The sequence below is a fragment of the Bacillus sp. BC08 genome (assembly GCF_054326875.1).
Genome location: NZ_JBTGPA010000030.1, coordinates 170432 through 191744 on the forward strand (window position 1 = coordinate 170432; position 21313 = coordinate 191744).

The 21313-nt window shown below is 36.4% G+C and carries 21 protein-coding genes and 1 riboswitch; of the genes, 7 read left to right on the forward strand and 14 right to left on the reverse strand.

Annotated features, from left to right (window positions below):
- Positions 1–48: 48 nt before the first annotated feature.
- From gatB to ACXVYO_RS10470, 4 genes are all read right to left on the reverse strand, one after another.
- The gene (gene gatB / locus ACXVYO_RS10455) at positions 49–1476 is read right to left on the reverse strand and encodes an Asp-tRNA(Asn)/Glu-tRNA(Gln) amidotransferase subunit GatB (protein ID WP_046958896.1); all 1428 of its coding nucleotides are present in this window, start codon (positions 1474–1476) and stop codon (positions 49–51) included.
- 14 nt (positions 1477–1490) lie between these two features.
- Entirely contained in the window at positions 1491–2948 is a 1458-nt protein-coding gene (gatA, locus tag ACXVYO_RS10460) for an Asp-tRNA(Asn)/Glu-tRNA(Gln) amidotransferase subunit GatA (protein WP_000051449.1), read from the reverse strand.
- A 15-nt stretch (positions 2949–2963) separates the two neighbouring features.
- Complete coding sequence (gene gatC, locus ACXVYO_RS10465; protein ID WP_000086999.1) at positions 2964–3254, reverse strand: Asp-tRNA(Asn)/Glu-tRNA(Gln) amidotransferase subunit GatC; 291 nt, start codon at positions 3252–3254, stop codon at positions 2964–2966.
- Between the two features lie 141 nt (positions 3255–3395).
- Positions 3396–3632 carry a YiaA/YiaB family inner membrane protein gene (locus ACXVYO_RS10470; protein WP_001254393.1) on the reverse strand — a complete coding sequence of 79 codons (237 nt, stop codon included), beginning with the start codon at positions 3630–3632 and terminating at the stop codon, positions 3396–3398.
- A gap of 231 nt (positions 3633–3863) precedes the next feature.
- On the opposite strand from ACXVYO_RS10470, the gene ACXVYO_RS10475 reads away from it, so the two are divergent.
- The 4 genes from ACXVYO_RS10475 to ACXVYO_RS10490 all read left to right on the forward strand — a co-directional run bounded on the left by ACXVYO_RS10475 (position 3864) and on the right by ACXVYO_RS10490 (position 6317).
- Positions 3864–4346, forward strand: coding sequence for a MarR family winged helix-turn-helix transcriptional regulator (locus tag ACXVYO_RS10475; protein ID WP_458466931.1), 483 nt, complete (start codon positions 3864–3866; stop codon positions 4344–4346).
- Between the two features lie 77 nt (positions 4347–4423).
- On the forward strand, positions 4424–5605 hold the full coding sequence (locus tag ACXVYO_RS10480; protein WP_458466932.1) for an ArsA family ATPase: 1182 nt from the start codon (positions 4424–4426) through the stop codon (positions 5603–5605).
- Positions 5598–5789, forward strand: a complete 192-nt coding sequence (locus ACXVYO_RS10485) for a DUF3926 domain-containing protein (RefSeq protein WP_458466933.1) — start codon at positions 5598–5600, stop codon at positions 5787–5789. The genes ACXVYO_RS10480 and ACXVYO_RS10485 overlap by 8 nt, the downstream gene beginning before the upstream one ends.
- 57 nt (positions 5790–5846) lie before the next feature.
- Positions 5847–6317: an HXXEE domain-containing protein gene (locus ACXVYO_RS10490; protein ID WP_098093605.1), complete on the forward strand. Its 471-nt coding sequence runs from the start codon at positions 5847–5849 to the stop codon at positions 6315–6317.
- Between the two features lie 167 nt (positions 6318–6484).
- Here the strand turns inward: ACXVYO_RS10490 and ACXVYO_RS10495 are convergent, their stop codons facing one another.
- Genes ACXVYO_RS10495 through ACXVYO_RS10505 form a run of 3 tightly spaced genes read right to left on the reverse strand, consistent with a single transcriptional unit; the run spans position 6485 to position 9023 of the window.
- Entirely contained in the window at positions 6485–7327 is an 843-nt protein-coding gene (locus ACXVYO_RS10495) for a MetQ/NlpA family ABC transporter substrate-binding protein (RefSeq protein WP_458466935.1), read from the reverse strand.
- A 21-nt stretch (positions 7328–7348) separates the two neighbouring features.
- On the reverse strand, positions 7349–8014 hold the full coding sequence (locus tag ACXVYO_RS10500; protein WP_458466936.1) for a methionine ABC transporter permease: 666 nt from the start codon (positions 8012–8014) through the stop codon (positions 7349–7351).
- Positions 8004–9023 carry a methionine ABC transporter ATP-binding protein gene (locus ACXVYO_RS10505; protein WP_458466937.1) on the reverse strand — a complete coding sequence of 340 codons (1020 nt, stop codon included), beginning with the start codon at positions 9021–9023 and terminating at the stop codon, positions 8004–8006. Before ACXVYO_RS10505 ends, ACXVYO_RS10500 begins: the two co-directional genes overlap by 11 nt.
- A gap of 123 nt (positions 9024–9146) precedes the next feature.
- A riboswitch (SAM riboswitch) is annotated at positions 9147–9252 on the reverse strand.
- A gap of 395 nt (positions 9253–9647) precedes the next feature.
- On the opposite strand from ACXVYO_RS10505, the gene ACXVYO_RS10510 reads away from it, so the two are divergent.
- The gene (locus ACXVYO_RS10510) at positions 9648–10211 is read left to right on the forward strand and encodes a cysteine hydrolase family protein (RefSeq protein WP_458466938.1); all 564 of its coding nucleotides are present in this window, start codon (positions 9648–9650) and stop codon (positions 10209–10211) included.
- Positions 10212–10443: 232 nt separating this feature from the next.
- Here ACXVYO_RS10510 and ACXVYO_RS10515 read toward each other — a convergent pair whose 3' ends face one another.
- The 7 genes from ACXVYO_RS10515 to pcrB form a co-directional block, all read right to left on the reverse strand.
- A complete protein-coding gene (locus tag ACXVYO_RS10515) occupies positions 10444–10593 on the reverse strand; it encodes a hypothetical protein (protein ID WP_000521647.1) in 150 nt (49 codons plus the stop codon).
- Positions 10594–10778: 185 nt separating this feature from the next.
- The gene (gene pruA, locus ACXVYO_RS10520) at positions 10779–12326 is read right to left on the reverse strand and encodes an L-glutamate gamma-semialdehyde dehydrogenase (RefSeq protein WP_000259556.1); all 1548 of its coding nucleotides are present in this window, start codon (positions 12324–12326) and stop codon (positions 10779–10781) included.
- Between the two features lie 152 nt (positions 12327–12478).
- A complete protein-coding gene (locus ACXVYO_RS10525; RefSeq protein WP_458466939.1) occupies positions 12479–13249 on the reverse strand; it encodes a TSUP family transporter in 771 nt (256 codons plus the stop codon).
- A 96-nt stretch (positions 13250–13345) separates the two neighbouring features.
- Positions 13346–14539: a CamS family sex pheromone protein gene (locus ACXVYO_RS10530; RefSeq protein WP_458466940.1), complete on the reverse strand. Its 1194-nt coding sequence runs from the start codon at positions 14537–14539 to the stop codon at positions 13346–13348.
- A 16-nt stretch (positions 14540–14555) separates the two neighbouring features.
- Complete coding sequence (ligA, locus tag ACXVYO_RS10535) at positions 14556–16565, reverse strand: NAD-dependent DNA ligase LigA (RefSeq protein ID WP_458466941.1); 2010 nt, start codon at positions 16563–16565, stop codon at positions 14556–14558.
- A 15-nt stretch (positions 16566–16580) separates the two neighbouring features.
- Positions 16581–18827, reverse strand: coding sequence for a DNA helicase PcrA (gene pcrA / locus ACXVYO_RS10540; protein WP_458466942.1), 2247 nt, complete (start codon positions 18825–18827; stop codon positions 16581–16583).
- 12 nt (positions 18828–18839) lie between these two features.
- Positions 18840–19529 carry a heptaprenylglyceryl phosphate synthase gene (gene pcrB / locus ACXVYO_RS10545; RefSeq protein ID WP_073518067.1) on the reverse strand — a complete coding sequence of 230 codons (690 nt, stop codon included), beginning with the start codon at positions 19527–19529 and terminating at the stop codon, positions 18840–18842.
- A gap of 335 nt (positions 19530–19864) precedes the next feature.
- Between pcrB and ACXVYO_RS10550 the strand changes: the two genes are divergently transcribed.
- Positions 19865–20242, forward strand: coding sequence for a YgaP family membrane protein (locus ACXVYO_RS10550; protein WP_458466943.1), 378 nt, complete (start codon positions 19865–19867; stop codon positions 20240–20242).
- A 219-nt stretch (positions 20243–20461) separates the two neighbouring features.
- Complete coding sequence (locus tag ACXVYO_RS10555) at positions 20462–21307, forward strand: SPFH domain-containing protein (RefSeq protein WP_458466945.1); 846 nt, start codon at positions 20462–20464, stop codon at positions 21305–21307.
- The last annotated feature ends 6 nt before the right edge of the window (positions 21308–21313 follow it).

Sequence of the window (21313 nt, forward strand, 5' to 3'; positions counted from 1 at the left end):
CACCCATGTACGGGTGTTTTTCTGCTTAATCTTTAAAAGTTATTACTATTATCGCTTATTAATCTCTTCAAGTAAGATTTTGTTAACAAGCGGTGGATTTGCTTGTCCTTTTGTAGCCTTCATAATTTGACCAACTAAGAAGCCAATTGCACGGTCTTTACCGTTTTTAAAGTCTTCGATAGATTGTTCATTGTTATCAAGAATTTCTGTTACAACTTTACGAAGTGTACCCTCGTCAGAAATTTGAACAAGACCTTTCGCTTTAACGATTTCTTCTGGGTCTCCACCTTTTTCAATTAATTCATTAAATACTTTCTTCGCGATTTTAGAAGAAATTGTACCTTTTTCAATTAATTGAACCATTTTAGATAAACCAGCAGGCGTTAATGCAACGTCTTTTAATTCTTTTTGTTGTTTGTTTAAGTATGCAAGCACTTCACCCATTAACCAGTTTGATGTTAATTTCGCATCAGCACCGTCTGCAACAGTTGCTTCAAAGAAATCAGACATCTCTTTCGTTAATGTTAATACGTGTGCATCATAAGCCGGTAAGCCAATTTCTGCAACGTAGCGAGCTTTACGTGCATCTGGAAGTTCTGGAATCGAAGCACGAATTTCTTCTTTCCACTCATCATCGATGTAAAGTTCAACTAAGTCTGGCTCTGGGAAGTAACGGTAATCGTCAGATCCCTCTTTCACACGCATTAAGATTGTTTTCTTCGTTGCTTCATCATAACGACGTGTTTCTTGTTGGATGATACCACCAGATAACAATTCTTTCTCTTGGCGCACTTGCTCGTGCTCAAGACCTTTTTGTACGTAAGTGAATGAGTTTAAGTTTTTCAGTTCCGCTTTTGTACCGAACTTCTCTTGTCCAACAGGACGAAGGGAAATGTTCGCATCACAACGTAGAGAACCTTCTTCCATCTTACAATCAGATACGCCAGTGTATTGAATGATTGATTTTAACTTCTCTAAGTATGCATATGCTTCTTCTGGCGTACGCATATCTGGCTCAGATACGATCTCGATTAAAGGCATACCTTGACGGTTGTAGTCTACTAATGAACCATCAGCTGTATGCGTTGATTTACCAGCATCTTCTTCTAAGTGAAGACGTGTAATACCGATACGTTTCTTTTTACCATCTACTTCAATTTCAATCCAACCATTTTCACCAATTGGCTTATCGAATTGAGAAATTTGGTAAGCTTTCGGATTATCTGGGTAGAAATAGTTTTTACGGTCGAACTTCGTTTCCGTTGCGATTTCACAGTTTAATGCCATTGCAGCTTTCATTGCAAAGTTAACTGCTTCTTTATTTAAAGTAGGAAGTACCCCTGGGTATCCTAAGTCAATTACACTTGTTTGTGTATTTGGCTCCGCTCCGAATTCTGTTGGACTCGCAGAGAAAATTTTCGAATTTGTTTTTAACTCAACGTGAACCTCTAAACCAATAATTGTTTCTAAATTCATCTATGCTCGCCTCCTTACAGACTTGCTTTTTTTGTATGATAGTCTGTTGCTTGCTCAAACGCATGTGCAACGCGGTAAATTGTCGCTTCATCGAAGTGTTTACCAATGATTTGTAGACCAAGTGGCATGTTGTTAGCACCGAATCCACATGGAACAGAAATCGCTGGAACACCCGCTAAGTTTACTGGGATTGTTAAAATGTCATTTGCATACATTGTCATTGGATCATCAACTTTTTCGCCCACTTTAAATGCCGGAGTTGGCGTTGTTGGTCCAATAATAACATCGTAGTTAGCAAATACATTTTCAAAGTCGTTTTTAATTAATGTACGTACTTGTTGTGCTTTCTTGTAATATGCATCATAGTAACCAGAGCTAAGTGCAAATGTACCAAGCATAATACGACGTTTTACCTCATCACCGAAACCTTCGCTACGTGTGTTTTTGTAAAGATCTAATAAATTATTTACATTATCAGAACGAACACCGTAACGTACGCCATCAAAGCGTGAAAGGTTAGCAGATGCTTCAGAAGAAGATAATAAGTAATACGTTGCTAGAGCATATTTAGAGTGCGGAAGAGATACTTCCTCCCAAGTTGCGCCCATACCTTCTAATACTTTTAAAGCAGCTAGTACTGACTCACGAGCTTCTTCGCCAACACCTTCTCCTAAGTATTCTTTCGGTACAGCAATACGTAAACCTTTAACGTCGCCTGTTAAACCAGCTAAGTAGTTTCCTACTTCAACGTTTGCAGAAGTTGCATCCATACGGTCAATACCTGAAATAGCTTGTAATAAGTATGCATTATCTTCTACTGTACGTGTAATCGGTCCGATTTGGTCAAGTGAAGATGCGAATGCAACTAATCCGTAACGAGATACACGTCCGTAAGTTGGTTTTAAACCTACAACGCCGCAATATGCAGCTGGCTGACGGATAGAACCACCCGTATCAGAACCTAGAGAGAATAATACTTCTCCTGCTGCTACAGCTGCTGCAGAACCACCACTAGATCCGCCTGGAACGTAATCTAAGTTCCATGGATTTTTCGTAGCGTAGAAACCTGAGTTTTCATTTGAAGAACCCATTGCGAACTCGTCCATATTTAACTTACCGATTGTAACTGTGTCAGCAGCTTTTAGCTTTTGCACAACTGTTGCATCATAAATCGGATCAAAGTTTGCTAACATTTTGCTCGCACAAGTAGTACGAAGACCGTTAGTTACAATGTTATCTTTTACACCAATTGGCATACCGAATAATAAACCATTATCTTCAGCACCAATTTTCGCGTCTAATTCTTTCGCTTTCGCGCGTGCGTTTTCTTCATCTAATGTAAGAAAAGCTTTTACGTTATCTTCAACATCCGCAATACGTTTGTAAGATTCTTCTACTAAATCCGTAACGGAAATTTCTTTGTTGTTTAACTTCTTATGTAACTCTGATACGGAATGATCAAATAATGACATCGAAATTCCCCTCCTCTATTCTAATACTGCTGGAACACGGATTTGATTATCTTTGTGATCCGGTGCATTTTTTAATACTTCTTCGACTGGTAAACCTTTTTCTGGTACATCTTCACGCATAACATTTTTCATAGTTAATACATGAGTTGTTGGTTTTACATCAGTTGTATCTAATTCATTTAACTGTTCTGCAAATGTAACAATTGCATCTAGTTGTTTTTGAAATTTTTCAGCTTCTTGATCAGTAATTGCAAGACGTGCTAAATGTGCTACGTGCTTTACATTCTCAACGGAAATTCTTGACACGGCTAGGCCACCTCCATAATATATCGTTCAATCTACAATACTATTGATGATACCAAATTTTCAGTACTTCAAGCAAGTCAACACACGGCACTTACTGCATTTTTACATAAAAAAAGAAAGGCGAATGCCTTTCTTTACGATTTACTCTTTATCTAACGGTTTATTTTTCGGAAATCTCTCGTTATCTTCTTCATTATCACGAATTGTTTTTTGTAATACAAAACAAGACATCGTTAAAAATAATGTTCCAATTAAATAATATCCTTTTACACTAAGCGTTTCATCTAACGTATAAATTCCAATTAGCATACCTGAAAGTGCGCAAACAAATGAAGTCCATGCTAAAAACGTGAACGCTTGCGTATTACGTCTTCTCATCGTTCTCCCCCTCGTTAGCTGTACATCCATTATAGATAAGTATATTTACCATGATGGATTTTTATGTAAATTCTAGTTTTATATTTATAAATCTACCATAAAACAATACTATTTTAAAGTTAGTTTTCTTTCTAATCTGAAAAAACAGTTAAAATCATTGACATTTATTTCAATTCTACATAAAATAAAAACAAATATTACGAACCTCGAAATATACGGGAGTGGAATTAATTGTTGCAATATGAACATTTCTTAGACTTACTGCTAGATAACGCCAAGAAACTTTTCTATCCTGAGGAATGGGTAAGCCTAGATTTAACACTTTCTAAAACAGAAGTATTTTGTTTACTTTGGATGGAGCGAAATACAGATATTACAATGACAAAAATCGCTGACCTTCTTGATATACCGATGAGTACAACGACAGGTGTTGTAAATCGCCTTGTAAAAAAGGGATATATCGAAAGATACCGTGATGAAAACGACCGACGCATTGTATTAATTCGCTTAACAGAGAACGGTGTAATGCTCGTTCAGGAAGTAAAACAAAATGCAGCCCATTACTTTAACCTAGTGACAGAAGCATTATCAGAAGAAGAAAAAGCACTCTTACTACAAATCTTCCAAAAGATTATGAATCACATTGCTACGTCACAGCAAAAAACAGAAAAAAAGATTTCTACACCGAAAATGAAAAACATTCCGATTGAATAAAAACCCTATTAGGGTTTTTATTCAAAAAATTATTTCGTAACTCGTAATATTCGACACTCGAAACAAAGGGGATATGAATGATGAGAATTATTTTGTATACAGGCAAAGGCGGCGTAGGAAAAACTAGCATTTCAGCAGCAACAGCACTTCAAAGCGCAAAACAGGGATTAAAAACATTAGTAATGAGCACAGACCCAGCCCATAGTTTAGGAGACTCATTTGGTATAAAGTTATCTTCCGAGCCACTAGAAATTCGTAAAAATTTGTGGGCACAAGAAATTAATACGATTTATGAGATGGAAAAAGGCTGGGGAAAATTACAGAAATATATTACACTACTCTTCACTTCCAAAGCAGCTGATGATATTACAACAGAAGAGTTAACGATGTTTCCTGGTATGGAAGATTTAATTAGCTTACTTCGTGTACTCGATTATTATAAACAAAACACATATGATGTTATTATCATTGATTGTGCTCCAACAGGAGAAACATTAGCAATGCTCAGCTTTCCAGACATGCTTGGATGGTGGATGGAAAAACTCTTTCCTATTAAAAGGAAAGTTTTAAAAGTTGTTCGCCCTATAGCTCAACCACTTCTTGGTGTCCCCCTTCCAACCGATGATATTATGGACGAATTAACAAATACACTTGAACAGCTTGGAGAAATGAGAGATATTTTATCAAACCGAGACGTAACAAGTATCCGCATCGTTGTAAATCCCGAAAAAATGGTCATTAAAGAGGCTCAGCGTAGCTTTACGTATTTAAATTTATACGATTACAACGTAGATGCGATTATGATTAACCGCGTCATCCCTAACACTGTCACCGATCCTTATTTTCAAGCATGGAAAGACACTCAAAAGAAATATAAAACATTAATTCAAAATAGTTTTGATCCACTTCCTATTTACGAAGCTCCTATGTTTGAACAAGAAGTTGTTGGTTTGTCTATGTTAGAGCGTATAGGAGATGCTTTATTTAAATCAGATTCTTCTCCTACGAAAGTGAAATTTAACGGTCGCACTCAATATGTAAAAAAAGATGGCGATGAGTATATTTTCATTCTGTCCATTCCCTTCTCTAACAAAAGTGAACTTGCATTAAATCAAAAAGGTGACGAGCTTATCATTCGTGCTGGTTCTGTTAAGCGGAACATCACATTACCCAAAACGTTAACACACCTTTCTATTCAAGGGGCAAAATTTGAAGATGATGTACTAAACATTCGATTTGGAGGTGTAGTGCATGCGTGAGGAACTACTAAGAAAGGTAATTCATGCAAAAATAAAAGTCGGTATGAATATATTAGAAGAGTTACCTGCACCAATCCAGCAATCAGCTAAGCAAATGCTAAACATTTTACAAGAGGAGCTAGCTGCTTATCCGAAAGAACAAGAGCATCACAAAGATAAGTTAAAAAGTATCATAATTGAATGAACATCTCTGGATAGAGGGCCTTTCTTGGCTTTCTATCCCATATTGGAGTGATATAAGTTGTTGAAAAAACATTCCACTATTATGCTTTGGATTATTCCCTTGTTATTTTTCATTCATAACCTTGAAGAATCTTTCCAAATGCCTCAATATCTTGCTAATCAATTTTCAATTCATTTTATAACAAGCCGACAATTTTTCATTGCGATTTTCGTGTTAACAATCTTTGTTTTACTTATCGTCTTTCTATATCAACTAAACTTTTTGTCTTCTATATACTGGATTATTTTTATACAAGGGGCGATATTTTTCAACTCTATTCAACATATTATTTTATTCTTCATTTATCGTTCCTATAATCCTGGCGTAATATCAGCAGTTTTCATTATGATCTTTTCTATTTTCTTTTTTTCATTCGAAAAACACCTCATTCATAAAAAACAATTCATAATTACACTCATTTGCAGCTTATTTTCTTATCCTTTTATAATTTGGATTACCTTATTATTCGCTAGCTACTTTCATTCATAAAAAAAGACCAGGAAAACTCCTGGTCCATCACTCTACTTAACAAACATTGGATTCTACGTTATACAAAATTGGAAGGTACAGAATTAGGGTTTTGTTTGTTAAGTAGATTATATGTTGAACGAGCTAACAGCGGAGGGGTTCCTACTGTTAATCGTTAAACCCGATAATTATTTTACGATTTTTTCAAGCTCCTCAAGTGAAAGATCTACTGAAATGGAACCATCATTTGTTTCTTTCTTAATTGCATCTGTTACTTCTTTTGAATGATAGAGTTCAATTACTTTTTTCAGTGTTGGATCATCTTTATCTTTCGTACGAGCTGCAAAAATATTAATATATGGCTTCGCATTTTCATTCTTTGGATCTTCTAAGAAAATTGGATCCTTCGCTGGATCTAATCCAGCTTGACCAGCAACACCGTTATTAATAACTGAAGCTGCAACATCTTTTAATACACGAGGTGTTTGCTGTGCGATAACCGGTGTAATTTTTAACTTCTTCGGATTTTCAGCAATGCCGCTTGGATCTCCGAATAAGCCAAAGTCTTTCTTAAGCTTTAATAAACCTGCTGCATCAAGAAGTTTTAATGCACGAGCTTGGTTCGTTGGATCATTTGGAATCGCAATTTCTGAACCATCTGGAATTTCATTTGCCTTCTTATATTTTTCAGAGTATAAGCCCATTGGTGCAATTTGCGTTGTACCGACAGCTGTAATATCTAACTTATGCTCTTTTTTAAATTGCTCTAAGAAAGCAACGTGCTGGAATGAGTTTAGTTCAATATCTCCATCAGCTAACGCTTTATTTGGCGTCGTGTAATCAGAGAACTCAATCAGTTTAACTTTAATCCCTTCTTTTTCAGCTTTTCCCTTTACAATTTCCCAAGCGTTTCCATCCGTTCCAGTTACACCAATGCGAACTGTTTTCTCTTTTGCTCCTGCATCCGAGCAGCCGCTTAATGCTGAAATCCCTACAATTGCTGATAATGCAAATGCTAAAATTTTCTTCATTTTCTTTTCCCCTCTTCCTTTTTATGATCTGCGTAAAAAGACTTTCGCAAAGTAGTTTCCTAAGTTCTGAGCTACCTGTACGAGAATAATAAGTAAAACGACCGTTACGAACATAACTGATGTATCAAAACGTTGATAACCATATGTCATTGCTAAGTCACCAAGACCGCCACCACCGACAAGCCCAGCAACTGCAGAAAATTCAATTAAACCAACTGTCATAAATGTAACCCCTAAGATCAATGGTGCTAACGCTTCTGGTACAAGAATTTCAAAAACAATTCTAATTGGTGAAGCCCCCATTGCTTGTGCTGCTTCAATGACTCCCTTTGGAACTGAAACAAGATTTGTTTCAACCATTCTAGCAATACCGATTGATGCAACTAACGTCATCGGAAAGATTGCTGCTGCTGTTCCAATCGTCGTTCCGATAACACTTCTTGTTAGTGGGCTTAAAGCTACTAAGAAGATAATAAATGGAACCGGACGAATTGTGTTAATAATGATATTAAGAATAGAAAAGACCCATTTGTTTTCTAAAAAGTTTCCTTTTCTCGTTACATATAATAGTAAACCTAGAGGTATACCAAGAATTATGGCGAATATAAGGGTTACAATTACCATTAAGAGGGTATCCCCCGTCGCATCTACTATGCGGGGCCAAAATATACTCCAATCAACTCGCATGAGCTTCTACCTCCTTCAGCTGCACTTGCAGTCGTAGATGTTGTAATGCTTTTTGAATTTCCTTCTGTTCACCTTGCAATTCTACAAGAAGATTTCCAAATAGCACATTTTGGAGTTCAATAATATTTCCATACAGTACGTTTACATCGACGTTATAATTTTTCGCGATATATGATAGTACTGGCTGCCCTGTCTCTTCACCCGTAAATGTTAAGCGATAAATCTGTCCACCATTTTGAATTTTACCTAGAACACTTTCCGGTAAATGATCATTAATAATAGAGCGTACAAAGTTTTGAGTCGTCTTTGTTTTCGGTTGTGTGAAAACGTCAAACAGTTTTCCTTCTTCAATAACTTTTCCCTTCTCCATTACAGCTACACGGTGACAAATTTCCTTCACAACATGCATTTCATGTGTAATGAGTAGAATTGTTACATTGTATTCTCGATTTACTTTCTTTAATAAGTTTAATATCTCTGTCGTTGTTTCTGGATCTAAAGCTGATGTTGCCTCATCACATATAAGGATATCCGGTGATGTTGCAAGTGCTCTTGCAATACCAACCCGCTGCTTTTGTCCGCCTGATAGTTGCTCTGGATAATAGTTTGCTTTATCTTCTAACCCTACAAACTTCAACAGTTCATTTACTCTTTCTTTTATCTCATCCTTTGGTACTTTCGCTAATTTTAATGGATAAGCAATATTTCCAAACACTGTTCTTGAATTAAATAAATTAAAACTTTGAAAAATCATCCCGATTCTTTGTCTTAGCTTCCGTAATTCTTTCGTCGATAATAATGTAATATCTTTATCATCTATTGAAATCGTTCCTGCTGTCGGTCTCTCTAACATATTTACTAGGCGTAATAACGTACTCTTTCCAGCGCCACTAAAACCGATAATGCCAAAAATTTCGCCCTTCTCAACTGATAATGTTACGTCCTCCACCGCATGAACAGATTGCCCACCTGATTCATATACTTTACTTACGTTGTTAAAAGAAATCATTTTTCCCCCTCCTATATGCTGTAAAAACTTGAAGTAGAGCTTTCGAGGTAAAATAAAAAGTGCTCTCCTTCTTATCAACCATAAAGATAAGAAGGAGAGCACTTATATGTACTCGTTCACATCTTCTCATCTTCCAAGCCTTTCATAGGCTTGCTGGAGTTAGCACGGTATTAAAAAACCCGTTGCTGAGGTATCGTAGGGCCAGTCCCTCCACCTCTCTGGATAAGAATGTATCGATTTAATTGTCGTTTAATTAATTCTCATTATAGAACTCAGAATAATAAGAGTCAATAAATTTTTTAGAAAAATATTAATTATTTCTCTATTAAAATTTTCAAATAAAAAAATTCACAATACAATAGTGATTTTTAAAGTTATGTTAAATTCTCCTCCCTCATATTTTTTAAAAGGAGAATCCCCTCTATAAAGTGAAACTATAATCAGTGGGGGTTTTGTTCATCCCCCACTGATTATTAGTTGAACCAATCGGACATTTACGGACAGTTGATCTCCCACCTAACTTCTTTGCTCCAGCCGAATTTTGAGGTGGGAGTTTTACTGCCCGTTAATGTCGGATAAATTGAATACCATTATTTGAATATGAAATCGGAGGAAGATAAATATATGAAAACAGCTCTTTTACTCGTTGATATTCAAAATGATTATTTTCCACATGGAAAAATGGAATTGCGTAATCCAGTAGAAGCAAGCGAATATGCTAGTCAGCTACTACAATTCTTTAGAACGAAAAATGAACCTATTTTTCATATCCAACATGTAGCAATTAAAGATGACGCTACTTTTTTCCTACCCAATACAGAAGGTGTACATATTCATGAAAGCGTACGCCCACTTAGAGAAGAAACCGTTATACTCAAACATTATCCAAATAGTTTTCGGGACACTGATCTTCTAGAACAATTACAACGTTTAGCTATTGAGCATGTCGTCATATGCGGGATGATGACTCATATGTGTATTGATGCTACCGTAAGGGCTGCTTTTGATTTCGGCTTTCCATGTACCGTTATACATGATGCTTGTGCGACAAAAGATCTTTCTTTTAAGAATGCTACGATACCAGCCGTTTATATTCATAACACAATTTTGGCTAGTTTAAATGGAGTATATGCAAATGTAATGAGTACAGAGGAGTTTTTGGCTACAAAAAAACACTCCCTTCAGTGAGCAAAACCGAAAAGAGTGTTTCTTGTCAAACCATAGATTTTCTTTCAAATTGTATTATACAGGAAATCCTTAAAATGAATACTAAAAAATATGACTAATAAGTCAAATTTTCTCGTTGTTTTGTTTCTATTTACATGTTTATCCCGATATTAATAGGGTTTAGCTAGTTCTAATCACTAAATAGTAATATATGGTAATCAGAACTAGTTTCTCCCATCAAAAACGTAACATATTATTTATCTGTTTGTTTTTGCTTCTTTTTCAAATACTCCGCACGCAATTTTTCAATTTGTTGCTTTTTATCAAATTTGGCAGGCGTCTGTTTTTCATGAAACTTTGCCACAGCTACCTGACCTTTATAATCCAATTGATATTTTCCCACTTTGTTCACCTACTTTTCTTGTCTTTAAAGAGAATCTATCCAACAAATATAATATATCTTATTTACTGAAGTAAACCTTATTACTTTATTAGTTTTTCTACTGATGTCTATCTTAATCCACATATAGAAAGTTTTTCAAAAAAAAAGAGATCTCCGCAGACTGCGAAGATCTCTCCTACTATTTCTTATAAAGTTTCAGAAGTAGTTTTTGCTTGCATGTGAAGCGCTAAGTAGTCAGGGCCACCAGCTTTAGAGTCTGTACCAGACATGTTAAAGCCACCGAATGGTTGGTAACCTACGATTGCACCAGTACATCCACGGTTGAAGTATAAGTTACCCACATGGAATTCTTCACGTGCTTTTTCAATATGGTCACGGTTATTAGTAACAACAGCACCTGTTAAACCGTATTCTGTATTGTTTGCAATTGCTAGTGCATGATCAAAGTCTTTTGCTTTACAGAATGCTACTACTGGTCCGAAGATTTCTTCTTTCATTAAGCGAGCATCTTCTGCAACATCAGCAACGATTGTTGGTTGGATGAACCAGCCTTTAGAATCGTCTCCTTCGCCACCTGCTAAGATTCTACCTTCTTCTTTACCAATTGCAACATAGCTCATTACTTTATCGAATGCAGCTTGGTCATTAACAGGACCCATGTTTGTACCTAATACAGCTGGGTTAGCAACTGTTAATTCTTTCGTTAATTCAACAGCACGATTTAATACGTGATCGTATACATCTTCATGGATTACTGCACGAGAACATGCAGAACATTTTTGTCCTGAGAATCCGAATGCTGATGCAACGATAGATTTAGCTGCTAATTCAAGATCTGCTTCTTTATCAACAACGATTGTATCTTTACCACCCATTTCAGCGATAACGCGTTTTAACCAAATTTGGCCTGGGTTTACTTTCGCTGCACGCTCATAAATACGGATACCTACATCACGAGATCCAGTGAAGCTCACGAAACGTGTACGAGGGTGATCTACTAAGTAGTCACCAACTTCAGAACCATTACCTGGAACGAAGTTTACTACGCCAGCTGGTAAGCCAGCTTCTTCTAATACTTCCATGAATTTCGCTGCTACTACAGGAGTTGTACTAGCTGGTTTTAGTAATACTGTGTTACCAGAAACTAAAGCAGCTGTTGTCATACCTGCCATAATTGCGAATGGGAAGTTCCAAGGAGAAATGATAACACCTACTCCTAATGGAATGTAAGAGAAACGATTATATTCAATTGGACGGCTTTCTACTGGAATACCGTCTTTTAATTTTAACATTTGACGACCATAATATTCCATAAAGTCGATTGCTTCTGCTGTATCAGCATCTGCCTCATTCCATGGTTTACCTGCTTCTTTTACAAGAATAGCAGAGAATTCATGCTTTCTGCGACGAACGATTGCTGCAGCGCGGAATAAAATGTCTGCACGCATTTCTGGCTTTGATTTTCTCCAAGTTTGGAATGTTTCATCCGCTACTTGCATTGCTTTTTCAGCTAACTCACGGCTTGCTTTTGAAACGCGACCAACAAGTTCCTCTTTATTTGCAGGGTTTACAGAAACAATTTTGTCTTCTGTAGTGATTTTTTCTCCCCCAATAATTAATGGATAGTCTTGTCCAAGATAAGATTCTACTTTCTTTAAACCTTCTTCAAACGCTAATTTGTTAGCCTCCACTGAAAAATCTGTAAATGGCTCATGTTTGTATGCTACTACCATTTTTTTAGCCTCCCCTTAGAAAAACGTTTACATTTTACAACATTATTCTACACGATAATTTAGATTTATTCAAATATTCCTAGACTTATATTTTAAAAATTAATTAATTTTTAAAATATAATAAAAAAATAGAGTTATACATACGTATAACTCTACAAAATATGAGTATATTCCAAAACGTTTTTTCCGATTAATAAGATAGTTACTAATAAAAATAAAGTCCTTACATACCCAACACCTTTTTGAACTGCAAACTTTGATCCAAAATAAGCGCCCAAAATCATCGATAATCCCATAATAATACCGTATTCAAAATGAATTATGTCTAAAAATAAAAAAGTAATTAAAGATACGATATTACTAACAAAATTCAAAAGTTTTCCAGATGCTGCCGCTTGAATAAAATCCAAACCAATTAATAAAAATGCAAAAATTAAAAAGGACCCTGTCCCCGGGCCAAAAAATCCATCGTAAAACCCTATCATTAAAATAACGAAGAAAAATATTAATGTTTTTCTTTTCGTCATCTTCTTATAGGTGGATACACTTCCCCAATCCTTTTTTGCAATAATATAAATGGCAATAAACACCAACATCACAAGTACTAACGGACGTAAAATATCCGGTGGAATAAACTTTACTACTAAAGCACCTGCTACCGCTCCTATAACAGTTAACGGGATTAACTTTCCTACAATTTTAAAATCGACCTTTCCTGATCGAATAAAATAAATTGCACTCGTAAACGTCCCCATCGTTGCCGCTAATTTATTTGTTGCAATTGCCGAAGCTGGTGGTAAACCAACAAACATAAGTGCAGGAAGCGAAATTAATCCTCCACCGCCAACAACTGAATCAATAAAAGCTGCTAAAAAGCCGAATGCAATTAATAAAATAATGACTTGAAAACTTAATTCGTCCATGTGCTTTACCCCTTACCCCCATTTTTTATAACATTTTAAATTATAACAAAATTACTCAAGAAAAAAAGCCGTTCCATAAAGGAACAGCCCTCTTATTTAATCTAAAATTTTCACAAACGGTTCATCTTGCTTCGCTTCACGTATAATAATCGCTTCTGGGCGTTCTACAGATTTAATCGTTACTTGCACTTTCATATAATTCGGGAAGTATTCCATAACAAGCCCGGCTACATATTGTGTAAAACCTATTATTTCTGCTTTCCCATTAAACTGGACAGGAATATCAAGCTTTATTTCTCTTAATTCATCGTCTCTATACATACCAGTACCGATAACAGCTGTATAGTCGCCTTGGAAATAATCGCTTAGTTTTGCTTTAAAGTTCGATACTCTCGCAAGGTCTTCACGTTTATTATCTGTTTTCGCTTGTTCAGATGGGAACAAATAATATTTCTCATTAATTTGTTTCCAATCCTCAACCGTTTCACTGCCTTTTTCAACATTCGCATAAGAAACAAAGTTACCTGGCACGAGTGAAGCCTTTGGAGCCTGACGATAAATGGCAAATGTTATCGGAATATTTTTTGTGTCAGGTTTTTTTTCATGCATAAATTTCAAGACTTCTTGCGCCATTTTTTTCCCTTCAGCTAACATTTTTTCTTGCTCGATTTTAGTTTCACGCGGATAACCATGCTCTTCCTCGTAATAATGAACCGAATTCATTGCTAAACCAACTACAATGCCTTGTAGTTCATCTGTTTCGCCTTTTTTCACATAATAATCATGCTCTAAAATATTTGAAATATATATTGGATTTTTTTTATTTTTTGCCTCTAATGACTCGGATCCTCCACCTAACGCTGGATTTAACCCGATATTTGGAAATTTAACTGCATCTTTTTTTAATTTATCCTCTAGTTCCTTTTGTTCAGCATCTGTACGCTTTCTTTTAACAAGCATCTGCAAATTTTGAGTATCTAGAGCACTTCCACCTTTAAAGAAATGATCTTTCGTACTAAAGGACTCTTTTGCAATACGCATTAATCCTGTTTCAAATTCATCTATATCAAGACGATTACTTACTCCTTGTACAACTAAGCCACGTGCCTTTCCTCCATCAAATGGAATAGTCGCCTTATAGTATTCATCCGAAATAGAGTACTTCGGAACCATTGCTTGTTCTTTTGCTTTCCCCGATTTCTCAACCACTTTTTCATCTTTATCGGCACCTGCACTACATCCACTTACAAGTAGACCAAGGCTTAATACCGCTAATGCTATTTTTTTCATGGTAAGTTTGCACCTCTTACTTATTTAGCTCTTGTAAGAACCTCTCTTCATTCCAAACCTCAACATTATGCTTCTCCGCTTGTGCTAATTTCGAACCAGCTGCTTCACCTGCAACAACTAAATCCGTACTTTTACTAACACTTCCTGTGACTTTTCCACCTAATGTCTCAATCTTCTTCTTCGCCTCACTACGTCCCATAACTTCTAATTTACCTGTTAAAACGACAGTTTTTCCTGCGAAGTACGACTCAACATTTTGTAAATCAGCAATTTTTATACCTTTGTATGCCATATTCACGCCATACTCTTTAAATTGTTGTAATAACTCTAATACGTCTTCATTATCAAAATACGTCACGACGGATTGAGCCATTTTTTCACCAATCTCATTAATTGCTTTTAGTTCTTCTTCCGTTGCTTTCACAAGCGCATCCATCGTTTCGAAATGCTCTGCAAATGTACGTGCTGCTTTTGCTCCGACATGGCGAATACCAAGGCCAAATAATAATCGCTCCAATGAGTTTTCTTTAGAATTCTCAATTGCTTGCACTAAATTCTTTGCTGATTTTTCACCGAATCGTTCTAGCTGCAATAATTGCTCTTTCGTCAACGAATATAAATCAGCAAATGTACGAATATAATCCGCATCAAAGAGTTGTGTAATGACACGTTCTCCAAGTCCATCAATATTCATTGCATTTCTTGAAACAAAATGAATTAACCCTTCTCGAATTTGAGCTGGACAAGTTGGATTTATACAACGAAGTGCTACTTCTTCTTCTAAACGAACTAGTTCACTCTCACATGCTGGGCAATGCGTTGGCATATGATATTCTTCTTCCTCACCAGTACGCTTATCGAAAATAACGTTCACAACTTCAGGAATAATATCTCCAGCCTTCTTCACTACAACATAGTCACCAATTCGAATGTCCTTTTCACGAATTAAATCTTCGTTATGTAAAGAAGCTCGACGAACGATAGTACCAGCCACTCGCACTGCCTCTAGCTCTGCTGTCGGTGTTACAACCCCTGTGCGACCAACACTTAATTCAATGCCTGTTAATCTTGTTACAACTTCTTCAGCCGGGAATTTATAAGCAATCGCCCATCTTGGACTCTTTGCTGTAGTTCCTAAACTTTCTTGAAGAGCAACATCATCTACTTTTATAACGATTCCATCAATCTCATAATCAAGATGCGGACGTTTTTCTTTCCATTCTTCTACATAAGCTATAACTTCTTCAATTGTCTCACATGTACGTCGATTTGGATTTGTTTTGAATCCAAGTTCACCTAAGAAATCAAGCGATTCACTATGTGATGGAATTGTTTTTTCTTCTACATTCGCGAGACCATACACAAACATAGATAAGTTACGCTTCGCTGCAATTTTTGGATCAAGTTGGCGTATTGAACCTGCCGCCGCATTACGCGGATTCGCAAATACATCTTCACCATTTTGTTCTTTTTCTTCATTTAACTTAACGAATGAACGCTTCGGCATATAAGCTTCGCCTCGTGCTTCTAACGTTACTTCTTCATTTAAACGGAGCGGAATCGCTTTAATCGTTTTTAAATTTTGGGTAATATCCTCACCTGTTACACCATCACCACGTGTTGCCCCTTGAATGAAGCGTCCTTTTTCATAATGAAGTGAAACAGCAAGTCCGTCAATTTTTAATTCGCATATATATCTTACATTCGCATCATCAATTCCTTGGCGTACTCGTCGGTCGAAATCACGTAAATCTCCTTCGTTAAATGCATTTCCTAAACTTAACATCGGTGACTTATGTGTTACTTTTTCAAATATATCAAGAACAGTCCCCCCAACGCGAATGGAGGGAGAGTCTTCACTCATAAACTCTGGATTCTCTGCTTCTAATTTTATAAGCTCCTGCATATTACGGTCATACTCCGCATCAGAAACAGAAGGATTGTCTAATACGTGATACTGATAGTTAAATGTATTCAACAAATCACGTAGTTCTTCTATACGTTGTTTTGCTATCTCTTTTGACATATCCTCATTCCTTTCCTATTGTTTCGTCACAGGTGCAAATTTTGCTAACAAACGTTTAACACCAATTGGGCTTGGGAACGCAATATCTAATTCTTTTGCATCACCTTCACCTTTTACACTGACAACTGTACCGACTCCCCATTTTTGGTGGGAAGCTTTATCGCCTACTGCCCAGCCGATTTGCTCGCCACCTGTCGTCTTAGCTGCTGGACGCGCGAAAGCTGAACGAGAACGTGTTGTAGTTGTCGTCGTCGTTCTACTACTAGCCGTTCTGCCTTTTGCACCAAACGATGTTTCACGCTTCGGCGCTGTTTCATTTAACGATTCCACCAGCTCTGCCGGGATTTCTGTAATAAATCGCGATGCGGCATTCATACTTGTTCTACCAAATAAAGTACGCATTTGTGCATTGGATAAATATAACTCTTCTTCTGCACGAGTAATACCTACATAAGCAAGGCGACGCTCTTCTTGCATTTCATCTTCTTCCATTAGAGAACGAGTATGCGGGAATATTCCTTCCTCTAGTCCAACAATAAAGACAGCTGGGAACTCTAGCCCTTTCGCTGAGTGCATCGTCATTAAAATAACTTCCTCACCAGCAGTTGGATCTTCATCGACACGATCAATATCAGCAACAAGCGCTAAGTCTGTTAAGAATGCAACAAGGCTCTTATCTTCACTTTGAGATTCAAATGTTTGCGTAACAGATAAAAACTCATCTAAGTTCTCTAAACGACCTTCTGCTTCTAAAGTACGCTCGTTTTTCAACATATCACGATAGCCTGTTTTTTCGATAACTTCTTCTACCAATTCCGTAACAGATAAATACTCTTGCATATTTACCCAGTTGTGTAATAAACCTGCGAATTCTTTTACTGCCTTTGTAATTTTTGCACTTACTCCAACATGCTCAATCTCATCGAATACAGCAGTTAATGAAATTCCATTTTGTACACCGTAATTAATAATTTTATCAATAGAAGTCGCACCAATTCCGCGCTTTGGCATGTTAATAATACGTGCGAAACTAATCTCATCATCTGGATTCCCAATTAAACGTAAATACGCCAAAATGTCCTTAATCTCTTTACGATCGTAGAACTTTGTACCGCCGACAATTTTGTAAGGAATATTAGATTTCAGGAAAATCTCCTCGACCATACGAGACTGCGCATTTGTACGATATAACACTGCAAAATCAGTATATTTTCGTTTTCCCATTTGAATATCGTCACGAATTTTTTTCGCAACAAAATATGCTTCGTCTTTTTCCGTTGCAGCACGGTAATATGAGATTTTGCTTCCAACTTGATTATCTGTCCATAATTTCTTCGGTTTACGGTTTGAATTTTTTTCAATAACAGCATTCGCTGCATTTAAAATATTTTGTGACGAACGATAGTTTTGTTCTAACAGAATAACTTGCGCATTCTCATAGTCTTTTTCAAATGACAAAATGTTAGAAATGTCAGCCCCGCGCCAGCGGTAAATAGACTGGTCTGAGTCACCTACAACGCATAAATTTTTAAAACGTGCTGCTAAATGTTTAACAAGAAGGTACTGCGCTTTGTTCGTATCTTGATACTCATCCACGTGAATATATTGGAACTTGCGCTGATAAAACTCTAGTACTTCTGGAACACGTTCAAATAGCTGAATCGTTGTCATAATTAAATCATCAAAGTCTAATGAATTATTTTTCAGAAGACGTTTTTGATATTCTGTGTATACATCGCTCGTTAATTTTTCATATGGATCAGCTATTGTAATTTTCTTTGCATATTTATCTGCAGATAACAATTCATTTTTCGCATTACTAATACCCGCTAAAATAGAGCGCGGCTCAAATTTCTTCGGATCAATATTACGTTCTTTCATGATTTTCTTCACAACCGTTAACTGATCGCCTGAATCTAAGATTGTAAAGTTACGATTAATACCAATACGATCGATATCACGTCGTAAAATACGTACACACATAGAGTGGAACGTAGAAATCCAAATATCTTCTGCTTCTGGTCCGACAAGTGTATCAATACGCTCGCGCATTTCACGAGCCGCTTTATTTGTAAAGGTAATAGCTAGTACATTCCATGGTGCTACACCTTTTTCACCAAGTAAATACGCAATACGATGTGTTAACACACGTGTTTTACCACTACCTGCACCTGCCATTAATAGAAGTGGCCCATTCGTTGTTTGTACTGCTTTTTGTTGCTGCGGATTTAAACCATTTAATAACCTGTCTGTCTTACTCATATACGCCTGCACCTACTCTCCTTTTACTGCTTTAACTGTTTTTAACGCGGATTTTATATCATCATAAATAATATTTCCAACAACAACTGTATCAGCGTATTGCGCCATTTCCTTCGCCTGTTCAGCATTAGAAATACCGCCGCCATAATACAACTTCGCTTGTTTTAATTCTGCTTTTACATTTTTAACAAGTTCACTGTCTCCATACGTACCGCTATATTCTAAATAAAATATCGGTAAACGTAATAGCTTGTCTGCTAAACGCGCGTATGCAATCACATCATCTTCTGTTACATCACATTTCGCATCTGTAAGCTGGGCTACTTTCGCTTCAGGATTTAAAACACAATACCCTTCCATGAAAATTTCGTCCCAATCCATAATATCCCCAAATTCTTTCAAAGCCTCATGATGAACGCCTGTTACCCATTCCACTTTTCGGCTATTTAAAACGCTTGGGATATAATAAAAATCAAATCCTGGTGTAATTGCTTCCACATCAGAAACCTCTAACACACAAGGAACTGCATATCTACGAATGCTAACTAGCATGTGCAGTACATTATCAATTGTCACCCCATCACTTCCGCCTACAATAACAGCATCTGTTCCAGACTCACAAATCATCTCTAAATGTTCATCACTTAACTCCTTATTCGGATCAAGCTTAAATACATGTTTCCACCCGGAAATATCGTACATGAAAACACCCTTTCTTTTCTCTATTTATATATTTCTGTTCAAAATAACAGTTTATTTTCATTAGGATTTTTTAACTTCATCTTAAATATTTGTTTAAAACGGAGAATTAAGTTTGGAATTCCCTCTTCCACATTTTTTCAATCTAGAGGATTTAATTTTGAACTTCCTTTTATGCATTCTTTCATTATAACAAAAAAAGCTCCTTACACACACGCACATTCCAACATCTTTTTCAACGTCAAATGTTGGATTACATATCCCAAAAATCACACGGAATACTAATAAGAGAAATAGTATTATCTATTTCAAATTTCATAAAAAGGAGTGTTTTTCTAATGAAGCAAAACATCGGTACAATAAATGCCCTAATTCGAATTACACTCGGACTTATCCTCTTCGGCTGTAGTAGCGCTAAACTTGTACGCAAGCCATGGTGTACTTGGTCTAACGTATTGCTATGGATTGGTGCAATGAAAATTGCAGAGGGAATTGTTCGTTTCTGCCCTGTTGTTGAAATGTGGAAATTCGGAAAATACATGAATATGGGGGCATTTAAAATGCCTAGCATGGATTTTACTGAAAAGGGACATGCTAAAGAAGAAGTGAATCAAACTTCCAATCACGACAAACCACGGTCAAATGGAAGTTTTGACGCTTCTGACAAAGAGATTGAGTCAGCGATTGAAGATATAATCCTGGCAAAACCGCTTTGAATCATTTGTCACGATGCAAGATGCTCTCAAAGGGACTTAGCTGCTGCAGTGGGCGGTTAAGTCTTCTTTATTTTACCATAAACAGAACGTACATTCTCATTTTAAACCTTAAAATATACATAAGAGGTACCCAATCAATAAAATTCAGAAAATTAGGTGTAAACCCCTTGCTTAAAATGATATAAAAGTGATATCATTTTTATATCAGGAGGCGATCATATGAAAGAAAAACAAGTATTTTATGTTAATGGTTTTCTTGGGATTATTGGAATTTTGATTTTAGCCGCTATCGGTGTATTTTTCCTTATACAAGAAATTTTCATAGGAGCAGCATTAACTATTATTTTAGCCACAGTTCTTGCTACAGGTATTGGTATTGTTCAACCAAACCAAGCGAAAGTCATTACGTTTTTCGGTAATTATTTAGGAACAATTCGTCAAAACGGTTTATTTTTAACAATTCCCTTCGCATTCCGTCAAACTGTATCGTTACGTGTTGAAAACTTTAATAGTAAGAAATTAAAAGTAAACGATGTTGAGGGAAATCCGATTGAAATTGCAGCCGTTATCGTATATAAAGTTGTTGATTCTGCAAAAGCAATGTTCGGTGTTGAACATTACGATCGATTTGTAGAAATTCAAAGTGAAACCGCAATCCGCCACGTTGCAACAAAATATCCTTATGACAATTTCCAAGATGAAACTTGCATCACGTTACGCGGAAACACGGAAGAAATCTCTGAAGAATTAAAACGTGAGTTAGAAGCACGCCTTGAAATCGCTGGCGTAGAAGTATTAGAAACTCGTTTAACACATTTAGCTTACGCAACAGAAATTGCCCATGCAATGCTCCAACGTCAACAAGCAAAAGCAGTATTAGCTGCTAGAAAAGAGATTGTTGAAGGTGCTGTGAAGATGGCAAAAGATTCAATCCATATGTTAGATGAGGAAGGCGTACTGGAATTAGATGACGAGCGTAAAGCAAATATGGTGAACAACTTATTAGTTGCCATCGTTTCAGATAAAGGTGCGCAACCAGTTATTAATACAGGAAGCCTATACTAAAAGGTT

Bases quoted from the DNA above. Each gene is read 5' to 3' on its own strand.
- ligA (WP_458466941.1), bottom strand. From the start codon at position 16,565: ATGTCAAAAGAGATAGCAAAACAACGTATAGAAGAACTACGTGATTTG.
- ACXVYO_RS10550 (WP_458466943.1), top strand. From the start codon at position 19,865: ATGAAGCAAAACATCGGTACAATAAATGCCCTAATTCGAATTACACTC.
- ACXVYO_RS10500 (WP_458466936.1), bottom strand. From the start codon at position 8,014: ATGCGAGTTGATTGGAGTATATTTTGGCCCCGCATAGTAGATGCGACG.
- ACXVYO_RS10495 (WP_458466935.1), bottom strand. From the start codon at position 7,327: ATGAAGAAAATTTTAGCATTTGCATTATCAGCAATTGTAGGGATTTCA.
- ACXVYO_RS10510 (WP_458466938.1), top strand. From the start codon at position 9,648: ATGAAAACAGCTCTTTTACTCGTTGATATTCAAAATGATTATTTTCCA.
- ACXVYO_RS10530 (WP_458466940.1), bottom strand. From the start codon at position 14,539: ATGAAAAAAATAGCATTAGCGGTATTAAGCCTTGGTCTACTTGTAAGT.
- ACXVYO_RS10555 (WP_458466945.1), top strand. From the start codon at position 20,462: ATGAAAGAAAAACAAGTATTTTATGTTAATGGTTTTCTTGGGATTATT.
- ACXVYO_RS10505 (WP_458466937.1), bottom strand. From the start codon at position 9,023: ATGATTTCTTTTAACAACGTAAGTAAAGTATATGAATCAGGTGGGCAA.
- pcrB (WP_073518067.1), bottom strand. From the start codon at position 19,529: ATGTACGATATTTCCGGGTGGAAACATGTATTTAAGCTTGATCCGAAT.
- ACXVYO_RS10470 (WP_001254393.1), bottom strand. From the start codon at position 3,632: ATGAGAAGACGTAATACGCAAGCGTTCACGTTTTTAGCATGGACTTCA.
- pcrA (WP_458466942.1), bottom strand. From the start codon at position 18,827: ATGAGTAAGACAGACAGGTTATTAAATGGTTTAAATCCGCAGCAACAA.
- ACXVYO_RS10485 (WP_458466933.1), top strand. From the start codon at position 5,598: ATGCGTGAGGAACTACTAAGAAAGGTAATTCATGCAAAAATAAAAGTC.
- pruA (WP_000259556.1), bottom strand. From the start codon at position 12,326: ATGGTAGTAGCATACAAACATGAGCCATTTACAGATTTTTCAGTGGAG.
- ACXVYO_RS10480 (WP_458466932.1), top strand. From the start codon at position 4,424: ATGATGAGAATTATTTTGTATACAGGCAAAGGCGGCGTAGGAAAAACT.
- ACXVYO_RS10525 (WP_458466939.1), bottom strand. From the start codon at position 13,249: ATGGACGAATTAAGTTTTCAAGTCATTATTTTATTAATTGCATTCGGC.
- gatA (WP_000051449.1), bottom strand. From the start codon at position 2,948: ATGTCATTATTTGATCATTCCGTATCAGAGTTACATAAGAAGTTAAAC.
- gatB (WP_046958896.1), bottom strand. From the start codon at position 1,476: ATGAATTTAGAAACAATTATTGGTTTAGAGGTTCACGTTGAGTTAAAA.